The organism is Pseudoalteromonas sp. C8, assembly GCF_011378685.1.
Taxonomy (GTDB): Bacteria; Pseudomonadota; Gammaproteobacteria; order Enterobacterales; family Alteromonadaceae; genus Pseudoalteromonas; species Pseudoalteromonas arctica.
The window spans coordinates 132,891-154,664 of the sequence record NZ_WTKT01000004.1; the positions used below are offsets into that span (position 1 = coordinate 132,891).

A 21,774-nucleotide genomic window follows, 5' to 3' on the forward strand; every position below is an offset into this window, starting at 1 on the left:
GAGTGGACATGCGTAAATGCCTCTATATACTGGCCGTTCGAAAATTTAGGGATATACACAATGGACAAAACATCAAAAATAACAATGCTAGTCTGCGTAAGTCTGTCAGTCGCGTTCGTTTCATGGAGGACTTACATAAACTATGTGGCACGCAATCTGCCAATACCAGACGGTGTTTACATAACGCCAAAATGGGATGAAGCTGCCGTGTGCGAAGAGGCTGCCCGCCTTACGATACGGTACACAGCGAGCAAGCGAGCCAAGGCTATTCGTGCTGCGACATGCAGCCTAGTTGAGCTGAACGGTAGGATGGGCTACCCCGCCGAGAGTTTTAAACCTTACGCCGTAAACTTTTCAAATGGTACATCAGTGCGCGTATTCCTGAACGACAGTGGAAACCTAGCAATGATGGGGGTTTCAGAGCGTGGGCAAGTTCCCGAATGGACAAACTTACCACCAAAGAAAAGCCAACCTTAAGGTTGGCTCTAGCAGAGGTTAAGCGATGTAGTCGCCACGTGCGGTGGCTAACGCTTCTTTGCTCAGTTTCCCGAACTCTTCATCCCCTAATCGCGAAATATCCACCTTAGGGCGGCTACTTCCACCTGACCCCCCTAGCTTGCCACGTTCTTTTTTAGCAGCATCTAGTTTAGCTTTGCTGTTTAATCGCTTAGCAGGCTTAGCCATATCGGCCTTAGGCTTAGCTGTACGGTCTTTTAAGCCGTTCTCTAACGCAACTAGACGTACTGACTTCTTAAGCGCGTCAGATGGTGATAAGCCACGTTCAACGTACAGGTCGCGCATTTCAACAACTTCTTCAATCAAGCCGTCGTCCGAATCATCGCCCGCACTATCTAATTCAGGATATTGAACCGATAAATCAGTAGCCGTTTTAACCAGTTCAGCAGTCGCACGGTCTTGGTTAATCTCACTGCGAACACGGTCTGCAACGTCTTTTTCTGTAAGGCTTTGAGCCGCTTGGTTCTGGCTGCTCATCATCTTGCCAAATATCTCGAATGCCTTGTCTGTCTCGCCATCAAGCATTGCTTCCTGCATACCTTCAAATTCTTCACGCGAAATACCTGTAGCCTCAGGTTCAGGCGCTTTAGTCTCTGGCGGTGCAACCTCTGGCGCTTTGCGAAGTTCGGTCAGTTGGGTCTCTAACGCACGACGCTTTGAGATTTCTTTGTTCAAACGGTCGAGTGGCACTTGGCGCTTGTTCTTGCCCTTCGCTGGCTTTTCTTCTGGCGCATCTTCTTCTGGCGCATCTTCTTCTGGCGCGTCTTCTTCTGGCGCGTCTTCTTCTGGCGCGTCTTCTTCTGGCTCGTCTTCTTCTGGCTCGTCTTCTTCTGGCTCGTCTTCTTCTGGCGCATCTTCCTCTGGCTCGTCTTCTTCTAGCTCGTCCAGTTCTTCTTCGGGTTCGTCAGCAGGCGCGTCATCTTCATCTACGAAGTCGCCGCGCTCAGCAGGAGTTGGTGGAATGTAATCATCAACGATTACAGATGTTGCGTCTAAGCCGTTATGGTTTGCAGCCATTTATTAGTTACCCTTCTTATTATTTTTAGTAGTGTTACTGCTATCTTTATCCGAGGCAGTATACGCCATATCCATAGATTTCATAGCGATTTGGCTAGAAATACGTTTGTCATTCATAGCGTTCTGATTCTGGTGTCCTCTAGCGGCCAGTGCGATGCGTAGAGAAAGCTCTTGCTCTTTCGTTGCACGTTCTTGTTCTAAGCGTTTAAGTTCCATCTGCGCTTGATTAAAGCCCATCAGAGAGTCAGCTTTAGCCATCTTCTCTTTAGCTGTAGCCAATGCCACTTCAATGTCAGCATCCGTCTTCTCAAGTTCTTTACGAAGCATGTTGATTTGGTGTTCGACTTGCATTTCTTCGAGTGCTGCTTGTTCTTCGGTAGGTTCGCCAAAGCCTTGACTCTGCTTAAGGAACTCAGCAAGTTCGCCGCGTTTAGTAAGGTTAGAGTGCTGAACGATAACATGGTCAGGAATAGCGACACCCATTTCACGTAAGCGCAGAGCTTCTTCAAACTCTTGGTCAGCCATTGTGCCGCCAGAAGGTCTAAAGCTAATATCAACCTCGTAATCGCCAACGGTAACATCGTTGAGAATATTGCCATCTTCCTCAGGAACATTGATACCCACGTCGTCCGTACGTTCTTCACCAGCCATTATGCTGTTACCCGTCACCTTAAAGTAACGAGTCTCGCTGTAGAAGTCCTGTACCAACTCAAGCACCTTCTTACCCACTCTGCGACGCGCACGTTTCAAGTTACTTACGATAACAGACACTTGAATTTGACCACGACCCACAGCGGCCTCTTGCGCACGGCCTGATTGGTCAGCGCGAGCCGTACCCAACATTGACGCATTCACTGCCGATATTTCACGGATAGTAGCTGCCGCTTTTTGCGAAATACGGTCAATACCTGTAGGGATTTGGTTAGGCTGAATCTTGTCTGGTTTTTCGTAGCCACGTTTGTACTGTAGCACTAGGCCTGTCTCAGCACCGCGTTCCTCAAGGTCTTCGGCCTCCATATCCACAAGCGAGTCTTCTTGGATAACCCAACCACTATTTGCTGTCGTGTTAACGATGTGCAATTCCTGCGAGCTTGTCTTGTTCAACAAGTTCTGTGGGTCGATTAGGTTATCAACAGGACCGAATGGGTGGCCTCGTCTAAAGTACGCGAAGAACGGTACGATTGTGAACGAGCGGTAGATAGACCAATCATCATGCAGCACAATGTCATCAGCCGTTGTGGTCATACGAACGCGTCGGCCTTTGCGCTTAACTAGGTCTAGGCCATAATGCTCAGCAAACGTTTCGCGTTCTTCTTTACTCGTGCCATAAGGAACAGGACGCATGTTACCCGTTACCATATCAACAAAGTGGAACTGTTCTGACACGCGATAGTGCTGGCGCTCAACTACACGGACACGGCGCAGTTCTCGGCTATCACTTTCATCAAGAGTTGATGTACGGTCAGCGCCACCGAATGTATGCTCAAAATATTCGAAATTATCGTCCGTGTTAAAGCTGTTGGTATCGACCAAGCGTTCTAGGCCTTCTACCTTTTCCCAGCCATACTCAGCACCGATTTCATCAAGCGTAAGCCAACGTGATATAAAGCATTCGTTCCACGTTGAAGGGTCAGCGTTCTTGGCTTCACCATCAGGAATAATATCAATCGGGTCTTCCGAAGTAATCTGTACCTCACCCTGCAAGTTCTTCTCGAAGTTCATGCGTACATCGTAATAGCCACGACCAGAGATTAGGCCATCGGCAAACACATCTTCTTCACTGTCATCAAAGTTGTTTGTGGCGAGAATATTGCGGGTAATAGCATTCAACGCAAACGCAGTGTCTTCATCACCGTAGTCATTAGGTCGGTAAACGACTTCCAATTTACGTTCGAGTTGTTCACCAATAATAGCGTTGACCGTAGATAAGATCATATTCAGTGTGAGTGCTGGGCGACCTTCCGCATCTAAACGCGCTTTGTCTTCCTTATTCCACTGTTCACCAGCATAGAACTGGTTGTTACGGACTGCACGGGCAATGAACTCTTTGTGCTTCGTATTGTTCGCCTCTTCAAATCGAGTTTGATTATCACGAGCGACCATACGAGAATCTACTTTCTTCTTCTTGCTCATTAGCGATCCAATCTATCGGTGAGACGCTCTATAGCGTAAGTAAGCGCGTTAAGCGTGGTGTCTAGCTTCGCACTATCTATCTCAAGTGTGCGAATGCTAGTGTTATTATTTCGTAGCTGCTCTTTGATAGGGACGACTACGACGGTGTGCCACAGTCCCACGATGGCAGCGAATACAGCACCTAGTGCAATAAACATCTTTATGTTTTCAGCGTCCAAGTTGCGACCTGTTATTATTATTTACTGTTTACTAATAATAACAGTAGCACTACTATTTAACAACAAACCACTAAGCCGCCATACCGCTTTTACTCTTGGATTTAGTGCCCCCACCGTACTTCCTAAGCTTGTCTTTAAACGACTCCTTAGACTTAACTTTCTTCTCGTTACGGATACCAAATAACATGATCATCTGACCAATCCATGCCAGCGCATCCACTTGGTCATCGTTAGCCCCAAGTGGGAACTTAAGCATTTCGTTTTGCAGTGAAGACATCCAAGGTGTCGAGTCAACGGTAGGAAAGTAAAATTTACCCTGCTCCATACGACCCTGCAACGGCCTAGCACGTGTGCCCTTATCTGCTCCACGTGTTCTAAGCTTCTCGTAACGTAAGCTTATGCCCCGCTCCTGCTCGGCTTTTTGTATGAACGGTTCAAGCGTTAGCTCAATCTGCCCCGTTTCAATGCCAAACAATTCAGGGTTATATTTCGTCTGAATCTCGAACATTCGGTCAATGATACCCAACGAGTTCCATCGGCCACGTACGAGGTCTACAAGCCAAATGTTTTGCTTTCTGTCGATGCCAACAACGGCAAACACACTGTAATCGGCGGTCTGCTTAGTAGATATTGCCAAATCCGCCGCAGCATAAAGCCGCATCTCATTAAGCGGTGGCATTTCGCCCGGCTTATAATATCTGAACATATCTCGCGTGAAGAAATCACCATCGTCTGATACGGGTTTCTGTTGGTACAGCGCTTCCCAATCTCGGGGGATCATGGCACGTTTGATACGACGAAGAGAGGGTAACGGATAACGCGCCTCATGCAGTGCTTCACCCTTTTTGCGGTACTTCTCGTCCTGCGTTGCAATGGCTGGGTATTCCACCAAGTCCCACTTGTCCACATCGTCAGGTACAGCTTCACCTTTTTCCGCAGCTTCCTGTTTGGCTTCATCAAATATGTTGAGTAACCAGCCTGCTAAATCATCATCGTGCCAGCGAGTCTGGATGATAAGAACACCCCCTCCTGGTGCAAGACGCGTGTAGAATGCAGACGAGTACCAATCTTTCACGTTCTGACGTGTCTTATCCGATTCGGCTTCTTCACGGTTTTTTACGGGATCATCAATAATGCCCAAGTGAGCGCCACGACCCGTAATAGGGCCACCAACACCCGCCGCAGTAAAACTACCGCCATCAGTTGTCGCCCACTTTTTAACGCTCTTGGAATCAGCAGATAGCCGCGTTTTAAATGCCGCTTTGAACTTATCAGTGTCTAATAAGTCACGACACTTACGACTGAAATCTTCGGCTAAGTCACCTGCATACGAACAGATGATTACCTCATGTGTTGGGTTACGGCCTAAGTACCAACTGGGGAAAGTCTTTGAGCCAATCTCACTTTTACCGTGTCGTGGTGGCATGGTAATCATCAAACGTGGCGACAACCCGTTTTCAATATCTTTGGCAAACTTTTCAAGGCGAACACATATATCGGCATGTACCCACCCCGGAACATATGTATCATTGTGACGCTTGATAAAGGGTAAAAGGCGGCGGCGAACAAGCTCACGTTCTGCAAGCTCTTTCTTGGCTTCCAGTTCTGCGTTAAAGGCCTCTACTTCTTCCTCATTGACACGTTGGAACTCATGTTCGATACGTTGCACTGATTCTTTGTTAGATGGCCTTACGAACGTTCCTAGGTGCTTAGCGCATGGTAAGCAGTGTTTGTCGTCATACATTTCAAAGTGAGCAACGGTACGCAAACACTCATGGCAATGCTTATTCTGCATCGCCAACCTCCACATATTCGTCAGGGCTTAGCTGTATGTCCTGCCCTGCAAGTTTGAGTAGCTGTTCGTCATCCATGTTTTCCATTTGCCCACGGTTCGTGACATTGATTTCAACACGGTCAGGTGTGGCTAGGCCATGCAGTTTCACAAGCGAATCGACTGCGCGTATTTCTTCCATAGCCGTTGCCGACTTAGCGTGTGCCTCAAGGTAGAGTGCCGTTGCATCATCCCGAGTGAACTCAAGCGCACCAGCCTGTACAGCCACTTGGCGCTGCATTTCCCGCATGTATGAAATAGCTAATGTAATGTCTTCGCGCTGTGCCATTTCTGCCACTGCTCTAGCGGGGTATCGAAAGCCAGCCGCCCGCGCTGCCGCAGAGGGATTAATCCCCTGCGTGCGTCTTTGAACATAGGTTTCTTCTTGTGCTGTTAAGCGGCCAATGCCCAATGAGGCATAACTCCCGCTCAGTGTTTGTAGTGACAAATCAGCAATCATTTATTCACTCCAAACAAGCGTAGTCTCACCAACAGCAGTCCATTGGGTCGGGTCAACTATGAACGGTTCGCGAACATGGATACGCACAGTGTTGTAGTCCACCCCACCCATGCGGCACTCACCGACATACACAACATTGGGGGCTTTGGTTAGCCCTAATGCATCAATTGCTATGCCCGCAAACATGCCGAGAGGAATGATGAGTTTGTATTCTTTTGGGTTGCTTCGCAGGGTAACAGTAGCCTCAGATTCGATGCTTCGAGCCATGTTCAATGTTTCTTTGGCGGTATTACGTAGCGACTCAACAAGGGCGTTTTTTATCATTTTTATTAGCCTCACTGTTATTTGTATTCAATAGTAACACTGTTAAACCTTCTCGCGAAAAAATATAAAAAAAATATAGGGAATTAGCGGTATACAGACGGGGTGCGGGGGTTAATTGAAAAGCGACTTTTTCCGCATTTCTCACAACATTGGTTGGTTGATGCATTGTATGTGTCTCTGCATAGGAGGCGCGGTCGGTTCGGATCGGGTTTGGTTCGAGTCAATCAATAATCGGGGCAATGAACCTACTTAGGAGTCCCTAATCAATCAATACATAAGGTACATATCATGAAACAGAACTTAATACTTAGCGCAGACAGCAAAGACTTTAAAATCAATGGCGAAGCAGCATTACGCTTATCATCAGCAGACTTCACTAAAGCCGTTGTTCAAACGATTGACGAGCTATCAACAGTATATGGACACCGAACGAACTACATAGTACGTGGTGTTGCATGGGCAATGAAGGGTGAACTCAACAAGCGCGGTCGCCAAGCAGACAATGCAGTGACAGCAAGTGTTGCATACGCCATCACTACCAAGGACGCAGAGAAGCTTAGCAAGCTATCAGATGTGGTTGAGAAGGTGTCGTTGTGGATAGAGGCGATGTTCATACAGTACGAAGCACATGCTCAAGACTTATCAACTCTTGGTGACTATGCAGTCGAGTTCCACCCATTCCAACGACGCATTGAAGCAACATTCCAGCTCAACAATGAGATAGACGATGGCGCAGAGTTTGACCAGTTCGAGTACGATTACGCAGATGATGATGAAGACGATGAAGCAGCCGCATGGATTGAGGAACACGGGCTTGCAACACAGATGAAACAGAGCGAGCTACGCACTCCAAAGGTCAATGTGGCGCAGGCGATGGATTCAGAGCCTAAAGCAGTATTTGAGGACGTATCACGCAATGAATGGGTAGAGGACAGAGTTCACCGCTCACCTGCTGAATGGGTAGAGAACGCTCAGTATGGCGCATGGGGTGGCATCAAGGCCTTAGTAAGCAAAGCAACACAACATGTGCATTATCCACTCGTACTTGAAACAGTCGGTGGTATGCCTGAAAAGCCACTGGCATTCGCTACTAAGTGTATGCGCAAACAGGTGGATATGACCAACAGAGTCGAACGTCTTGAGAGCCAGAAACAGTATGTGCTTGACCGCATATACAAGATGGACAACACGGCAGATGAAGCCCCAATAGCAGCAGTATCCAACGCAGTACGCGATGATGAGGTGGACGAGATAGACACCTCGATACGTGATGCAGTCAAGGTGCTTAACTTCTTGGACGAGTACACACCACAGTTCAACAATTGGCTTGAGCTAGTCAACCTAGACACACCAATACGTCGATACTCAACATACGTCGCATTTGATCCAGTTGAGATGATTATGAACCAGATGGTGAAGAAAGCAGGCTTTGAAGGACGTAGGCTAACAGCTCGCGACAACGCAAGGCTTGAAGCAGATGCACTCACAATGCTTGGCAACCCAACGACTATCGAATCGTTTGAGTTAGAAGACGCTGGCAACCTGAGATTATGGGGTATCCACTTCACAGAGGGTACGTTTGACGAGCTAAGAGGCAAGGCCAAAGACGTTAGCAAGATACGAACAATTCAGTACAGACAAGCCGAGCTTGAGGCACGTGCCAACAAGTTAGCTAGAGTTCAGAAAGGTTCAGCAATGCGTAATAAAAAGCCCACTAGCCCGTTAGAGCTAGAGGCCATCACAAATCAATTCCTTTTCTAAGAAAACTTAGATAAGAACTGAGGGCAAGGTGCACCAACACCCTGCCCTCGCACCAATATAAGAGAGAGAAATACTAATGTCAAACAACACGTTATCAATTGATTCATTATTCGATATGGACGACCTATTCGGAAGTGCCGCAGCATACGAGGCAACACTAGATGCCACAGAAACACCAACAGCAGAGAAGGTTCGCATACGCGCCTACAGCAGCGAATACTACACGTGGATAGGCCAGTGCATACCTATGCCTGCTAAAAGCCCTAAGATCAACGCTGTGGATCAAATAGTCACATCAGCAAAGGGCACAGCATGTAAACGGTGCAATGCAACAGGCATATTCGCCTTAAATAACGGGACTGCTACCACATGCTACAAATGTGCAGGCAGTGGCACAATCACCGCCATTGACGAAGCGCGCACCGCTAAATATTGGGCACGTAAAAACAGTGGGCAAGCCATGAGCAAACATTACACAGATTACGTTCACTAGTTCGTAGGCCAACAGTCAGGCACTACAAACAGACTGACAACCAAACACCAACAAGCAAGTAGATACCGGTGATCAAATCAACTTTCTAACTCCCATCCAACCGCCCAATGGCGCACAACTATGGTCACGAACTAGCCCCTAGCCTGCGAAGAAAGAGAATAAGATATGCGTCGAGAAGCGAGGATGCGAGGCGAGAAGCGAGGATTGTTAAAGGTTAAATGTTATGAGGTGTGTGTTATGTAACGTATGTCATTTAGCAGTTGTCAGTATGGCATGTAACAAGTGTCGTTTGTCTTGTGGATTCTACGGATAAGACGGTTTGGGTAGTTCGGGTAGAGCAACGTGGACAGAATGAGGTTCGTTCTGTTTGGAAAATGGGCGTTATGATTATATTTCGGGAGCTTAGATTTAGTTTACAGGCATTCCGCTTAACCTCAACGCTTAGTACGCTCAGTACAGCTCGCTACGCTTCTCCGTTCGTTCCTCTCTCCGCATGTCCTGCGTCCTGCGTCAAGGTAGACTCCACGACTGACACGAAAGTCCAAGCAATCACCCAAAACATTGCACAGAAGCCTAGGCGTGGACGATGTTAAATTTGTTCTTACGGGGGACTTTGACGACAGAATTTAAGAGTTATTCCGAACGTCAGAGGTCACGCGGCCAACACCATGCGCCACCATCCACACAACACAAGCCACGCGCCCTAGACTGACCAACACGCACCGACTACTACGAACCACACAGCAAGCACCGACCAACGACCAACAACCAGCATCGCCGACCATCGCGCGCTAACTACTAAGCAACACGCAACACAAACTAGCCAGCAACGGCATCAATCGCCCCACAACACGGGCATTCAATACAAATCGGAGCAACACTATGACACCTATCAACGCCCTTCACCGCCGCGTACTTATCAACTACCCTTGGGCAACCGGCACCGAACTCCAACACCGAACACGCACCCTCGAAACCATCGCAACGCACGTAGAGCAATGCCAAGATTACACACTGCGCGGCGACCGATATCAGGCTGCCGCCCACTTCCAGTTAGCATTCAACCTAATGGCACAACAACGCCAACTCGACAGCTACTTTACAACAACTAACACGCAGCAAATGCAACTAGCAGCCTAGGACAATTAACCATGAGCCAACGCCAAACAGATATGATTTCCCGCGCCCGCAGCGCAAAGACCGCCGCATACCAACAGGCCGATGCCGCCAAAGAGGCACTCGCCAAAGGACTCCCTGCCCGCGCCCAACATCACACGGAACAAGCCAATCAATTAGCAGGGGAAGCCAAGCGACTCCTATCCCGCAGCAATGCCCTTTACTGGTAACAATTAATACTCATCACCCCCCGACAGCACTCATTAAACGCTAAATGATAATCGGCAGAGTAATAAAAGATGCAAAACAATGACTTACAGGGAGCAAGTTGTACTTATGGACGCTTGACGCAGATTGGATGGACAAATAATTCGCGACTTTTGGCGCTGGATGTGAGTCAGAAGTAGAGGGCATGTAAACACCAAAAGTGTCCACCTTTTTTTAACCCTGTCCACCTTTTCAAATTGGGTGACCAAGGGGGGTGGACAGCTACAGCCTATGACACATATGGTCTAGACCCATCTGTCCATGTTGTCCATGTTTTTCACCCACCTACAGAGTATAGACATTATATATAGTGTGTTACTACAACACAGAATATAAAACTTTTTCTCTCAGTCCTAGGTATCAAAAAGGTGGACAACATGGACAAGGTGGACAGACGGTTAATAAGTGAACTCTGTAATTATTCATCATCTGTAATATGGGGGTCTGGGGGGTTAGTAAGCACTTACTTACAAACACCAAAAAGTGTCCACATATTTTTTGCTAGGTGGACACTTTAAAATAAAGGTGGACAGACTGTACAAATAATAGGCTATTTATTCGAGTAGCTTACTATTTGATCAACATTCCACTAAAAAGCCACTTTAACCGCTCATTGACGAGCAACCAGTATAAAACCATAACTTTCGGAGATTATTATGGAACAACAAACACAACAAATCAAATCAACATCTGACAATATGCGCCGAGTTGAACATGGCACAGATTTCACGGACGTTACGACAACCAAAGCACAGAGCGACGACTACGCAAGTGCGGTCTTCATAGACTGTAACTTCGAGGGTATGCGATTAGTCTGCGCCAATCTACGGGGCTCAACGTTCATAAACTGTAACATGCGCGACACTGACCTAACGCTAGTGAACGCCTCGAACACCACGTTCCGCGACACAGACCTAGAGGGAGCCGACCTATCGCAAGCCATACTATGCGGAGCCTCACTAGAGCGCACGAAATTCACGCCCGCCAACATTAAAGGGGCTGACCTGCGAGGCGCAACACTACCAGAGGGCATCATCGTAGCGGACTTCACCCTGTCACGCGCTGAACCACTCACCGCCCTACTATCGGCCAATACGCTGCAAATTAACAACGAAACCGCTGAATTAAATGTGTGGGACGCAATGATTGATGAGCATCCTAACGCAGACTATCGCAACCGAGTACGCTCACTGTTAGTCATGTGCCATGCATTACGCGCCAAAGAACGCGCGCCACGTAGCGTAGACCTTGAGGTGGCCGCATGAGAGCTGCCCCATTCCACCGACAACGTGGCTATCAACAACCGTACTTTGATGTGGGTCAGTACAAATTCCACATACACGACGCAACACTGAATGGCGCAGGCGACCCAGCGATTAACATGCAGGTGACAGAGTCATTTGATGGCAGACGAGTTGGCGTGTACTACTTCCGCAATTTCCATCTTACTGCAGCCACTACGCCGAAATCAAAAGCCTTGTGGGAACGCAAACTGGATATGCTATTGGGGGCGCTAGGCATCAAAGAGATGCACGACCTTAAAGAACTAGTCGGACGCACTGTTGTTGTTGAGTTCACCAAGTCGGGGCTTGAACCATTACCTAACTTTTTAGCACCTGACAAAGCAATCCCACTGTATAAAGCCGAACTGTTAGCAGCTTAACTCAATCAAACTTTAACAGTAACACTGTTGACATGGGTTAGTAGCACTTATACTATGCCGCAACTTTCAGGGGAGCAAACCAATGTCACCACCTAGAAGACGTACACATTCTTTCCGAAGACGCGCCGAACAAAGACTAACGCGCGTCCTTCTCCTTTGCATCGCAGTAGTAGTAACCCTACTAAGCACCGCAGTAGCATTCGCTACAAATCACTAATTATCATTATAAATGAGAGCATCCATGAAAAACTTAACAGCAAATGTAGCATACGCAGCCGTAATCAAAAGAGTCATTGAAAAGCACATGACTGAACCACAGTACGCAATAGGCTTGCCGCTTTACGTGCCTGTCATCACAGGTTTAATGGATACCGCTCCTTCACAAACTGACCGAGCGCAGATGTTCGGGGCAGCCGCAACGGCATTCCTATCGGAGTCAACACCCGCGCTTAGAGACTTTAATCCTGAAACGGTTGATGCACACATGGATCAAATCTTTGTTGAGATGCAAAGTATCCTTGACCAAGTACGCGAAAAGGTTATCGGCTCAAAAGATATGCACGACCTTATTAAGAGTAACCGCCAAACTAACTATGTTGACAGCAAAGGCGAACAGGCCGAGACCGAAGACAACGACGGCAAGAGTAGCAACGGAACAAGCATCCTAGACCAGCTACTCAGCGCCCTAAGTGCCGATGGTTGTGGCGAATGTGAAGGCTGTAAACGCCGTGCAGCACTGAAAGAAGAGCAAGAAAAAGGAGCTGCATAATGCCTTACGCTGACCAGAACCTCGAAATCATAAACGAAGTAGCCAATATAAGCACCCAGATACCAAGTACAGAGCGCTTAGCCGACCATCTGACACCTATCATCATCAACGCAGCACCGACTCCAGCTGATGCACTTAGTGACCTTGCAACGCATTACCTTACATTGGTTCACATGCTCAGCGTTGCACACGATGACATTGATAAGCGCGAACCACACTACATTGTGCTTGAAGTGAATGGCCTTGTGGAAGAAGCACTTACCAGTGTCAAAGAACAGTTAATGTTGAACCCAGACTTCGCATTAACAGTGACTAACGAAGCGGAACGCCTGCGCGAACTTGCTTAAACGAATTATGCGGGTACTCCAAGTGGGGTGTCCCGCCACCAAACGGATAACGGAGTACCCAACCATGTTCGGTAACAAAGAACAACAAAACCAAATTGAACAGCTTAGCTCGAAAGTAATTAACCTTGAAACCATGTTACGCGCTGCCACTCGAGACTCAATCAAAGCACACGATCGGATAGACCAGGCGAACCTTAGAACCGCCAACATTGAGCATTACACCGGTATGCGCTCACACAGCTTTGAGAATGGCGGACGCATGTGGAATTACATGCAGATGCACCGAGATATAGCGAACAGCAAGCGCCCTCAATCACTTTTTGTGAACAAGAGCCGCGTAGCACAAGCAGCATAACCAACGGGATGCACTAGTAGCATTCCTCCCCTCTTTGCAACAACACAGGTAACTAACATGAAAAAATTAAAGCTAGGTCTACGCCTAAACTCTTACAACCGTCGCAAGATAGCGGTTGCCGTTGTTAGCGCGCAGATTGGTGGACGCATTGAACAGCTAAACCGTGAACTGTCAGACCTTGGCAAAGAAGTTTATACATCACTATTCGATATGTATGGCCTAGGCAATTTATGCGCTGATGGTGAAGACGTAACGACCATTATGGAAGGAACACTGCCAGTAGCACCGCACATCACTGTGACCAGTCCTGACCGTGCCGACATAATGAACCTTGAATTTGGTGCAGAGCGCCCTATCCCGTATGCCTACCAGATTGGCAATGTTAACGACACATTGTTCGCAGACTTGCCGATGATGGAAGAGCGCATAATGGGATTATTCCCTAAGTGCGCGCTTGTTAAGAGACAGGCCGATGACATTGAACACAAAATCACGGTCTATCTCGAAGGACATAAGACGCTTCGCACTGTGATAGAAGAAACGCCGGGCATGGCTGACATTATCCCTGACGAGTATTGCGAAGAACAGAAAGAAGGTAAGTCACTCGACAGCATTCTAATGGGCACTGACGTTGTTGAAGACCTTGAACACGCTGTTGAAGACCTTGAAGGAGTCCTTGAAGAACAGGACGAGGACACAGAGATTGAGTAGCCTCTTTGACTCAAAAGACAACTTAGCAATTACGGTTATCAAGCGCGCATTCGACCTAGATATTATTGTCTTCCTAGATTGGGAGACATTCTACAAGTCTAAAGCGAACAATGGCTCTAAGTCATACAGCCTTAAATCACTAACCTACCCTGATTACATACTGGGCGACCGATTTGAAGAAACAGGCCTAGGCGTAACGATTGACCTAAACGATGAAATTGTTTACGGGCACGGACAATACTTCTACCAGCAACAAATGGCAAAGATTAAAAAGGCACGTGCTGAGGGTTTACGCGTTGGCCTAGTCGCACATAACACCGTATTCGATGGCGCTATCTGTAATTGGGTGCATGGCCTTAAGTTCGACTTCTATTTCGATACGATGCTAATGCGTAAGTATTTAGCGGCACATAAGCCTGCATCATTAGGCGCGTGTGCTAAGGACGAATGGCCTGATGACCCTGCGCTACGTAAGGGCAGCGATTTGGCGCAAGTTGATGGGATCAAATACGATTACATTAGCACGTCGGAACACGTGTCATTGGCGAAGTATTGTCGTCAAGACGTTAACCTTATGCGCCGTTTATTCTTGGCTTACATACCCCGCATTGGTTTAGGCGAAAGCACTGAACTACGTGCCATGCACATAACATTACGCGCCGCTATTGAGCCACAGTTCGACATTCGACACGACTTACTTGAGGAAGTAATCGTTGAAGAAGACGAGCTTGATGGGATAGCAGCGGTTGCCGCCATACAGTTCTGCATAGACAACGATGTTGAGGGCATATCGCCGAAAACGTTTAGCTCTAACCCGCAGTACGAGGCGTTGTTAAGACAGTTTAAATTACGTGTCCCTAAGAAAATATCGAAGACTACGGGCGAGTTATCCCCCGCCCTTGGCAAAGGCGACCCTGAGTACATTCGTTTGCAGATAGATAACCCTGAGTACGCGGTGCTATACAAAGCCCGTGCGCGCTTGAAATCTACTATTGGCAAGACGCGCGCTGTCCGCATGATTGGGGTGTCTTCAACCTTCCGTTCACGTGGATTTGGTGACGCATGTATGCCGTTCTTCCTGAACTACTACGGCGCGGGGCAAACAGGCCGTTGGTCGGGTGGACAGAAGTTGAACCAGCAGAACAACACACGTGGCGGTAAGCATCGCCTGTCAATGCTTGCACCTGATGGTCACTACATTGGCGTATGCGATTTATCGAACATTGAGCTACGAGTGAACATGTGGTTCTGCGGTCAGACTGACGTTTTAGAAAAGATGTCATCTACTGACCAACTAGGCGAAAAAGACCCTGACAAGTACGACTACTACTGTGACCTTGCGGGCGGCATATTCGGTCGCAAGATAACGAAAGCCGAAGATAAGAACGAGCGTCAGATGGGTAAGGCTGCGGGCTTAGGCCTAGGCTTCGCAATGGGTTGGTTCGGTTTCCAGCAGTACCTTGCGAGTGGCCCGATGGGCATGGAACCTATGTTCAAAGACGATGCATTCTGCCGTGGGGTTAAGAACTCATACGACACGAAGCACTACGCAGTTAAGGCGATGTGGCACTTCATAGCGAATACGGTAATGCCTGTAATCGTTAACGGTGGCGAGCTTCGGTTTGGTCCTAACGAGTCATACGTGGCGCACAAAGACAAGATTGTTCTGCCCTCTGGCCGAGTATTGCAATACAGCAACGCGCGCTACAAAGGTGAGGAAACTCGCGGCGGTGTGTCGATTAAAGTTGTATTCGATTCGGACAAGTACGACCGCTGGGGCAACCCTGTCCTTAAATACCTATGGCATGGCCTGCTTATCGAGAACATAGCGCAAGCAACCGCGCGCGACATTCTTGCGGAGCAGATAGTGAACGTTGACGCAGAGCTTGAGGTTAAGCAATTAGGCTGGGTAATGGGCAGCGTACACGATGAAATATTGGCTGCATTACGTGACGGTGAAGCAGATGAAGGGTTCAAGATTATGGCCGACCACATGGCTATTGCGCCAGCGTGGGCAACTGGCCTGCCACTCGCGAACGAAGGTGGTTTCGCCAGAGAATATTCTAAGTAACAACTCATGCATGACCAAGGGTAGCGGCCACCAAGCTCTGCCCTTTTTCCAACCATTAAAGAGATATGACAATGACAGTACAAGCAATAGCAGACAGCGCAACAGCAATCCTTGAGAACATCGTAGCGGTCGCTAACGAGAACAACGAGACAGTGGATCAACTCAACGAAGCCATCGACCAGATTGAAGAACTTCACGCCCAAGTCGCAGATATGCAGGCTGTCATTAACGCCAAGAACGTAACGCTGAACAAGCAAAGTACGGTTATCGACAAGGCCATTGAGCATAAGTCGATTGATAGTGGAGAAATTAAGAAAGTACGCGCTGAGCTTAAGTTGCTCCAGCAGTTAGACCCTAAGCGTCTTGAGAAGGTTAATAAGACTCAAAAGGCCAAGATTACAGAGCTTAAAACTGACATTGAAGCCGCGCGTAAGTTAAAGGTTGAGGCCATGAAGAACGCCTCTGACCTAGGCCGTAGAATGAAAGCCGAAGGTTTCGCACCATTCTACCAAGACCCTAAAACGGGCAACAGCATTCGTGTAATACCTAATATGTTCGTTAACAAGGACAACGGTTTTGGCGGCGTAGCTCACACCCCTGTTCTTGAGTTCCATCACCGAGAACGTGGTATCACGCGCCAAGGCATCCTAACGTCAACAGGCGATATTAACTGGACTATGGCTCAGAACTCGTCACCGACTGAACTCGATTCACAAATAGCGAAAGACCACATTATCGAATATTGCCAGCGTAACAAGGTGGCGACTAAATTCATCAAAGAAATCAAAAAGGCAGCATAAAATGGCTAAGGCAAACAACTTCGCATCAGCAAAACAAACGGTAGTGCTACTTGTGCTACCTGACACTGAACCTAAGGTACTTAAAGACGATGACGACAACGTTATGGTCTTTGGTAATTTAAAGAAAGCACAGAAGCACGTAGCGAACAATATCGAAGGTGAGTTTTACCCTTTTATTGAATACGCAAATGATGAACCGGTGCAAGGCGCAGGCGACCGCCAAGAAACGAACAACCGCCGCTGTCTAAGATGCAATGGATTCCTCCGCCCGAGCTACCGACAAACTAAGTCTGTCATGCCAGATGGCTCAGAAATGGCCGTTACTGAACTTGATTGCCCGAAATGTGACTTAGGGGAATAACCATGGGCGACACACACACAGGTTTATATTTTTCAGCCACAACCCCTAATGGTATGGCATTCCAAGCACAACCAGACCCGACTGGATATGACGGTTTCAAAGACGATGTGACCGAGGGCTCTTTAATCGAAGCATGTGGGCTAATACCGACGTTAATGATTGACGGAGATGGGGCTAACACGTTCCGCCAGAACATCGACATGAACTACAAATTTGGGCATGAGTGGGGCACGACCGCCATCATTAATGGTGACTTGATGTACCAGTACCCCGAAGACGAACCACTGCCCCCTTTGATGCTCATTGAGAATCTTCAAACGGGAGAGCAAGGGTTAATTTACTCCCATGGGCTCGTTGCCGTAACCGATTGCGGGAGCTGGATAACAACCAAACTAGATTAACCAACGAATAACCTGAAGGATGCATTAGCGTCCTTTTTCATTAAAGAACACAAGTACACAAGGATTTAAGATGAGCGCAGTATTGAAGTTCCCAACAAAACCCGCCGTATTGAACTTAAACGCAGCCCGTTTCGCGGCCGCTGGAACACACGCCGAGGCTGGCCTGTTCTTCCCTGTTGAATGCCGCCCGCTATCAGATTTAACGAGTATGCCCGACCGTAAGCTGCAAGCAGTGGTTCGCAAGGACACGAACACCGTGCTGGCCGTACATGGTCAACGCTACACACTGATTAAGAACGAGGATGTTTACGATCGAGTAGATGCGGCCATTCGCGAATCAGATGCACTGGACACCAACGGTATGCGAATTGTTGATTCAATTGCCTATGAGGGTGGCCGAGCAATACGTTCGTACATATTCCCAGAACACAAAATAAGTATAGGCCGTGGTCGCCGCGACGTAACGAACCTGCGCCTTAACGTGATTAATAGCTACGATGGGTCAACGAACCTACGCATCAATATGGGCGGTTATCGCATTGTGTGTGCTAACGGAATGGTCGTGGGCACAGACGTATCAAACTATGTCGCGCGTCACACATCAGGATTCAACGTAGACGAAGTGAAAGCACGTGTAGCCGCGTCTGTTGAGAACTTCGTACGAATGGGCGATAAATGGCGCATGTGGTCTAAAGAGCCTTGTACGGACGAAAAAGCAGTTGCATTAGTATCCGAATTTGCACGTGGTTCAGCCGCAATGAGAACGAAGCTTTTCGATATTTGGTTAGAGGAAAGCAAGAACCTTGGCAAGACCATGTGGGCGTTCTTTAATGCGTTAACCTACTGGTCTACACACGCTGAGATTAAAGCAGCAAGCGCACCAAACGCAGCAGCCATAATACTTGAGCGCGAGTCACGTGTTTCAAGATTCCTAAGCACACCTACATTAGAACTTGCTGCCTAAAGGGGATGAACTTTAACAGTGTTACTGTTAAGCTGCGCGACTCAGTCACTACTAAAACAAAAATAATATGCCCGATTTCATAGACAGATCGGTTGAGCAGCAAGCGCTCGTGCTTGAGGCTCAACTAGCCAACGCAAAGGCGAAAGCCCCGCGTCTAACACCTAAAGAAGCCTGCCATAACTGTGACGAACCCTTGGTGCACGAACCGCATCGTTTGTTCTGTGACAAGGACTGCGCAGACGATTACGCAAAATACCCAAGGGAGGCATAAAGACCATGAAGTTAAACTTTGTTTCAGCGCACAGCAAAATAGGACCGATGCGTAAAACCATTGGTCTAGCAGATGGCAGCTCACGCTCATACCCGCTTGCTGCAAAACTGACCTCGTATGAAGCAGAGATTGACGTAACCGAAGTAGGCCTTGAAGGATACCGCGCGTTATTAGTTGAGAATGCCAAGTACGGTCGAGCGCTTTACAAAGGCCTGTTTGTTCGCCCCCTAGCGCATGAGTCGCGACGAAATATGACTGACCCTGACGCACGCACCGAGTTCCTGGTGCTAGACGTTGACGGGTTACGAATTGAGGGTGAACTTAAAAAGCACTACCGACCAGCAGACGTTAGAAACGTAGCCGAGTCCGTGATTGAAATGTTACCTGACGCATTACATGACGTTTCGTACATGGCAATGGCCTCAAGCTCGTTTGGGTTAAACCAAGATGAAGTATCGGTTCACATTCACTTCTTACTTGAAAACCCTGTATCACACCGCGCATTGAAGGAATGGTTGACCTCACTTAACTATTCACAAATCGAGATACATAGCCGACTAAAGCTGACGAAAACCAAGACACGTTTAAAGAGTGTCATTGACCCCTGCCTAGCAGAACCAGCCCGTTTAATTTACATTGCGCCGCCGAGTTTTGGACCCAAGCGTCAGAACCCTTTCGCCAATGATGACGAGCGTTTCGTGATAGTTGAGAAGGACAGAAAGTTACTTAATCTAGACCCACTATTGGAGAGCATTCATGACCGTATGGACGCAATCATTAGTATACGTGACGCTAAGATTAAGGAACTACAGCAGGAAGCTGGCATTGTCCGACACAAGCCTAAGTTTACGCGGATCAACGTTGACGGCCACCCTGTTAATGTAATGTCTAACCCGCCTAGCGTTCGCATGGAATTTGCGTACGAAGATGACGAGTTTGTACGTTACAACGTGGGTGGAAGTAAGAACAACGCGTATTGGATAGCGAGGTCGAACCCAGAGGTAGTGCGATGTTTCGTACCAGACGAGCCAACATTCTTATTCAAGAGTGCTGACCCTGAGGCCTATGCAAAGCATTTAGAAAAGTACGGCGAAGCTTACGAAGAAGTCAAAGACGAGGACGGCATTGTACGTAAAGTGCAGCGCAGCATGTTCATTGACCAGACAACGGATGCTTACGTAACGATGGAATACGACCGCGATCATGATGAAATCGTGGAAGTTAACGAGCGACGCAACTCACAGGTAGCGGAAGAATGGCTAAAGCATTACGGCCAGTTAGTCCCTGACCCTGTACCAGCGGCGCACATCATACTCGACCCTAACCGAATGGAAACCAAGTTCGCCATTGGGGATAAGGACTACATAAACCGATTTAAGCCTTCAATTTACATGAGGGATACAAGCGAGCATGTTTACCCTGAAACACTAACGTATGGCAATGCGTGGATGCTTTCACTTGAATGCCCTGTCATCAGCGAAATCATATTAAATATGTTGGGCGATGATATGGATTGTTTCGAGCATTTCATTAACTGGCTGGCGTTCATCATGCAAAAGCGTGACAAAACACAGACCGCATGGCTTGTTCACGGGACAGAGGGTACGGGTAAAGGCCTGTTATTCAAGGCGGTTTTACGCCCACTAATAGGCCAACAATATGTAGCGCAGAATACGTTACAAGGTATTGCAGACGACCAATTTAATGGTTGGATGGAAGACGTAATGTTGTTGATGGTCGACGAGTTCAATATGCGGGGCACCTCAAGCCTTACTAAAGCGGCCTCTTTGCTGAAAACGCGTATCACCGAACCCACAATGATGATTCGTAAGATGCAGCAACAACAGCGCGAAGTTGTGCAACGACTTAACTTTATATTCGCAACGAACGACCTTGATGCTATGCCCGTAACGGACAAACGTCGTTACAACATTGCGCCAAGACAGATGCGCGAACTCGAAGCAAGACTCGGCTACGTTAAGAGCCACCGCGAGAGTACAGATACATTAATTAAGGGTGAGCTTGCCAAGTTTGCCACCTACCTACGTTCATTCACTGTGGACACACACCAATCGGGTTCAATCATTATGAACCAAGCACGTGTTGAGACACAGAAAGCAGGCATGAGTGCATCGGACAGCTTCTTTGCAGCACTACGCGACGGCGATTTCAGTGTATTCATTGGCATTTTAGATAAGTCAGCTGCGAACCTTGAACCTAGGGAGTTTGCCCAGCTAACACGCGTTAAGACGTTCCTAACCGCGAACCTTGAACATGTAAACACGGGCAAAACTTGTTACCTGTTACCCGAAGACCTACGGATGCTTTACAGCTACCTAGCGGGCAAAGAAATATCTGAAAACGCCCTATCGAGAATGTTAGCAACACATGACGTTAACGAGAGGAAACGCAAGTCTAGGCCTGTAGGTTCACCTAAGTCGTTACCCTCAAGACCACGCTGCATCGGTGTGTGTTGGGCTTACGATGATAAAGAAATACTGGAAGCCATACGAGAAGCGAACTGCGTTGTTCCGCGCAATGTAGCGTCAATTGACCCCAACAAAAGAACCAGTGAAGACTTTGATAGAGCGATGGCCGAAGCACAGGCCGAACTTGAGTCCTCAGCTGAACCCGATATATACACAAACAAAGGCTACGACCTATGAACCCCATTCTATACACATCAAAAACGTGTCCAACCAGCAGCGATTTTAAATTATATGCAGAAGTCCTTGGCGTAAAATTAACGACCAAGGACATTGATAACGAGAACCCACACAACGTAACCCATACGCCTTGTGTCAGCTACAAAGACGAATTGCATGTTGGGCTAGACAGTTGCACCGCATTCATCAGACGTGAGTTTAAGGCCAAGAGATAATGGACTTTTCAGCGAAGTTAAAAGCCAAAGCGGCGGAAACAGGC

At 47.8% G+C, this 21,774-nt stretch carries 21 protein-coding genes; 16 read left to right on the top strand and 5 right to left on the bottom strand.

Annotation, left to right across the window (positions count from 1 at the left end):
* Window positions 1-495: 495 nt before the first annotated feature.
* The 5 genes from GQR39_RS05730 to GQR39_RS05750 form a co-directional block, all read right to left on the bottom strand.
* Complete coding sequence (locus GQR39_RS05730) at window positions 496-1,533, bottom strand: hypothetical protein (protein ID WP_165735034.1); 1,038 nt, start codon at window positions 1,531-1,533, stop codon at window positions 496-498.
* A gap of 3 nt (window positions 1,534-1,536) precedes the next feature.
* On the bottom strand, window positions 1,537-3,666 hold the full coding sequence (locus tag GQR39_RS05735; RefSeq protein ID WP_165735035.1) for a portal protein: 2,130 nt from the start codon (window positions 3,664-3,666) through the stop codon (window positions 1,537-1,539).
* 288 nt (window positions 3,667-3,954) lie between these two features.
* Window positions 3,955-5,553 carry a phage terminase large subunit gene (gene terL / locus GQR39_RS05740; protein WP_165735036.1) on the bottom strand — a complete coding sequence of 533 codons (1,599 nt, stop codon included), beginning with the start codon at window positions 5,551-5,553 and terminating at the stop codon, window positions 3,955-3,957.
* Between the two features lie 115 nt (window positions 5,554-5,668).
* Window positions 5,669-6,175 carry a hypothetical protein gene (locus GQR39_RS05745; RefSeq protein WP_165735037.1) on the bottom strand — a complete coding sequence of 169 codons (507 nt, stop codon included), beginning with the start codon at window positions 6,173-6,175 and terminating at the stop codon, window positions 5,669-5,671.
* Window positions 6,176-6,499 (bottom strand): hypothetical protein, encoded by a 324-nt coding sequence (locus GQR39_RS05750; RefSeq protein WP_165735038.1) that lies wholly within the window; start codon window positions 6,497-6,499, stop codon window positions 6,176-6,178.
* A 288-nt stretch (window positions 6,500-6,787) separates the two neighbouring features.
* On the opposite strand from GQR39_RS05750, the gene GQR39_RS05755 reads away from it, so the two are divergent.
* From GQR39_RS05755 to GQR39_RS05830, 16 genes are all read left to right on the top strand, one after another.
* The gene (locus GQR39_RS05755; RefSeq protein ID WP_165735039.1) at window positions 6,788-8,260 is read left to right on the top strand and encodes a hypothetical protein; all 1,473 of its coding nucleotides are present in this window, start codon (window positions 6,788-6,790) and stop codon (window positions 8,258-8,260) included.
* A 76-nt stretch (window positions 8,261-8,336) separates the two neighbouring features.
* Complete coding sequence (locus GQR39_RS05760) at window positions 8,337-8,753, top strand: hypothetical protein (RefSeq protein WP_165735040.1); 417 nt, start codon at window positions 8,337-8,339, stop codon at window positions 8,751-8,753.
* An 882-nt stretch (window positions 8,754-9,635) separates the two neighbouring features.
* A complete protein-coding gene (locus GQR39_RS05765; protein ID WP_165735041.1) occupies window positions 9,636-9,893 on the top strand; it encodes a hypothetical protein in 258 nt (85 codons plus the stop codon).
* An 11-nt stretch (window positions 9,894-9,904) separates the two neighbouring features.
* Window positions 9,905-10,099, top strand: coding sequence for a hypothetical protein (locus GQR39_RS05770; RefSeq protein WP_165735042.1), 195 nt, complete (start codon window positions 9,905-9,907; stop codon window positions 10,097-10,099).
* Between the two features lie 693 nt (window positions 10,100-10,792).
* Window positions 10,793-11,401 (top strand): pentapeptide repeat-containing protein, encoded by a 609-nt coding sequence (locus GQR39_RS05775; RefSeq protein ID WP_165735043.1) that lies wholly within the window; start codon window positions 10,793-10,795, stop codon window positions 11,399-11,401.
* Entirely contained in the window at window positions 11,398-11,799 is a 402-nt protein-coding gene (locus GQR39_RS05780) for a hypothetical protein (RefSeq protein WP_165735044.1), read from the top strand. The genes GQR39_RS05775 and GQR39_RS05780 overlap by 4 nt, the downstream gene beginning before the upstream one ends.
* A gap of 241 nt (window positions 11,800-12,040) precedes the next feature.
* Entirely contained in the window at window positions 12,041-12,568 is a 528-nt protein-coding gene (locus GQR39_RS05785) for a hypothetical protein (protein WP_165735045.1), read from the top strand.
* Complete coding sequence (locus GQR39_RS05790; RefSeq protein ID WP_165735046.1) at window positions 12,568-12,915, top strand: hypothetical protein; 348 nt, start codon at window positions 12,568-12,570, stop codon at window positions 12,913-12,915. The genes GQR39_RS05785 and GQR39_RS05790 overlap by 1 nt, the downstream gene beginning before the upstream one ends.
* A gap of 64 nt (window positions 12,916-12,979) precedes the next feature.
* On the top strand, window positions 12,980-13,270 hold the full coding sequence (locus GQR39_RS05795; RefSeq protein WP_165735047.1) for a hypothetical protein: 291 nt from the start codon (window positions 12,980-12,982) through the stop codon (window positions 13,268-13,270).
* A gap of 57 nt (window positions 13,271-13,327) precedes the next feature.
* Window positions 13,328-13,981, top strand: a complete 654-nt coding sequence (locus GQR39_RS05800; RefSeq protein WP_165735048.1) for a hypothetical protein — start codon at window positions 13,328-13,330, stop codon at window positions 13,979-13,981.
* Entirely contained in the window at window positions 13,974-16,052 is a 2,079-nt protein-coding gene (locus tag GQR39_RS05805) for a hypothetical protein (protein WP_165735049.1), read from the top strand. The genes GQR39_RS05800 and GQR39_RS05805 overlap by 8 nt, the downstream gene beginning before the upstream one ends.
* 71 nt (window positions 16,053-16,123) lie before the next feature.
* Window positions 16,124-16,852 carry a hypothetical protein gene (locus GQR39_RS05810; RefSeq protein WP_165735050.1) on the top strand — a complete coding sequence of 243 codons (729 nt, stop codon included), beginning with the start codon at window positions 16,124-16,126 and terminating at the stop codon, window positions 16,850-16,852.
* A gap of 1 nt (window position 16,853) precedes the next feature.
* Complete coding sequence (locus GQR39_RS05815; protein ID WP_165735051.1) at window positions 16,854-17,213, top strand: hypothetical protein; 360 nt, start codon at window positions 16,854-16,856, stop codon at window positions 17,211-17,213.
* Between the two features lie 2 nt (window positions 17,214-17,215).
* The gene (locus GQR39_RS05820) at window positions 17,216-17,614 is read left to right on the top strand and encodes a hypothetical protein (RefSeq protein ID WP_165735052.1); all 399 of its coding nucleotides are present in this window, start codon (window positions 17,216-17,218) and stop codon (window positions 17,612-17,614) included.
* 208 nt (window positions 17,615-17,822) lie between these two features.
* Window positions 17,823-18,578 carry a DUF932 domain-containing protein gene (locus GQR39_RS05825; RefSeq protein WP_240918177.1) on the top strand — a complete coding sequence of 252 codons (756 nt, stop codon included), beginning with the start codon at window positions 17,823-17,825 and terminating at the stop codon, window positions 18,576-18,578.
* Between the two features lie 276 nt (window positions 18,579-18,854).
* Window positions 18,855-21,515 (top strand): primase-helicase family protein, encoded by a 2,661-nt coding sequence (locus GQR39_RS05830; protein WP_165735054.1) that lies wholly within the window; start codon window positions 18,855-18,857, stop codon window positions 21,513-21,515.
* Window positions 21,516-21,774 lie beyond the last annotated feature (259 nt).

Coding starts and splice junctions, on each gene's coding strand:
- GQR39_RS05730 (WP_165735034.1), bottom strand. CDS start 1,533: ATGGCTGCAAACCATAACGGCTTAGACGCAACATCTGTAATCGTTGAT.
- GQR39_RS05735 (WP_165735035.1), bottom strand. CDS start 3,666: ATGAGCAAGAAGAAGAAAGTAGATTCTCGTATGGTCGCTCGTGATAAT.
- GQR39_RS05745 (WP_165735037.1), bottom strand. CDS start 6,175: ATGATTGCTGATTTGTCACTACAAACACTGAGCGGGAGTTATGCCTCA.
- GQR39_RS05750 (WP_165735038.1), bottom strand. CDS start 6,499: ATGATAAAAAACGCCCTTGTTGAGTCGCTACGTAATACCGCCAAAGAA.
- GQR39_RS05755 (WP_165735039.1), top strand. CDS start 6,788: ATGAAACAGAACTTAATACTTAGCGCAGACAGCAAAGACTTTAAAATC.
- GQR39_RS05760 (WP_165735040.1), top strand. CDS start 8,337: ATGTCAAACAACACGTTATCAATTGATTCATTATTCGATATGGACGAC.
- GQR39_RS05765 (WP_165735041.1), top strand. CDS start 9,636: ATGACACCTATCAACGCCCTTCACCGCCGCGTACTTATCAACTACCCT.
- GQR39_RS05770 (WP_165735042.1), top strand. CDS start 9,905: ATGAGCCAACGCCAAACAGATATGATTTCCCGCGCCCGCAGCGCAAAG.
- GQR39_RS05775 (WP_165735043.1), top strand. CDS start 10,793: ATGGAACAACAAACACAACAAATCAAATCAACATCTGACAATATGCGC.
- GQR39_RS05780 (WP_165735044.1), top strand. CDS start 11,398: ATGAGAGCTGCCCCATTCCACCGACAACGTGGCTATCAACAACCGTAC.
- GQR39_RS05785 (WP_165735045.1), top strand. CDS start 12,041: ATGAAAAACTTAACAGCAAATGTAGCATACGCAGCCGTAATCAAAAGA.
- GQR39_RS05790 (WP_165735046.1), top strand. CDS start 12,568: ATGCCTTACGCTGACCAGAACCTCGAAATCATAAACGAAGTAGCCAAT.
- GQR39_RS05795 (WP_165735047.1), top strand. CDS start 12,980: ATGTTCGGTAACAAAGAACAACAAAACCAAATTGAACAGCTTAGCTCG.
- GQR39_RS05800 (WP_165735048.1), top strand. CDS start 13,328: ATGAAAAAATTAAAGCTAGGTCTACGCCTAAACTCTTACAACCGTCGC.
- GQR39_RS05810 (WP_165735050.1), top strand. CDS start 16,124: ATGACAGTACAAGCAATAGCAGACAGCGCAACAGCAATCCTTGAGAAC.
- GQR39_RS05815 (WP_165735051.1), top strand. CDS start 16,854: ATGGCTAAGGCAAACAACTTCGCATCAGCAAAACAAACGGTAGTGCTA.
- GQR39_RS05820 (WP_165735052.1), top strand. CDS start 17,216: ATGGGCGACACACACACAGGTTTATATTTTTCAGCCACAACCCCTAAT.
- GQR39_RS05825 (WP_240918177.1), top strand. CDS start 17,823: ATGCCCGACCGTAAGCTGCAAGCAGTGGTTCGCAAGGACACGAACACC.
- GQR39_RS05830 (WP_165735054.1), top strand. CDS start 18,855: ATGAAGTTAAACTTTGTTTCAGCGCACAGCAAAATAGGACCGATGCGT.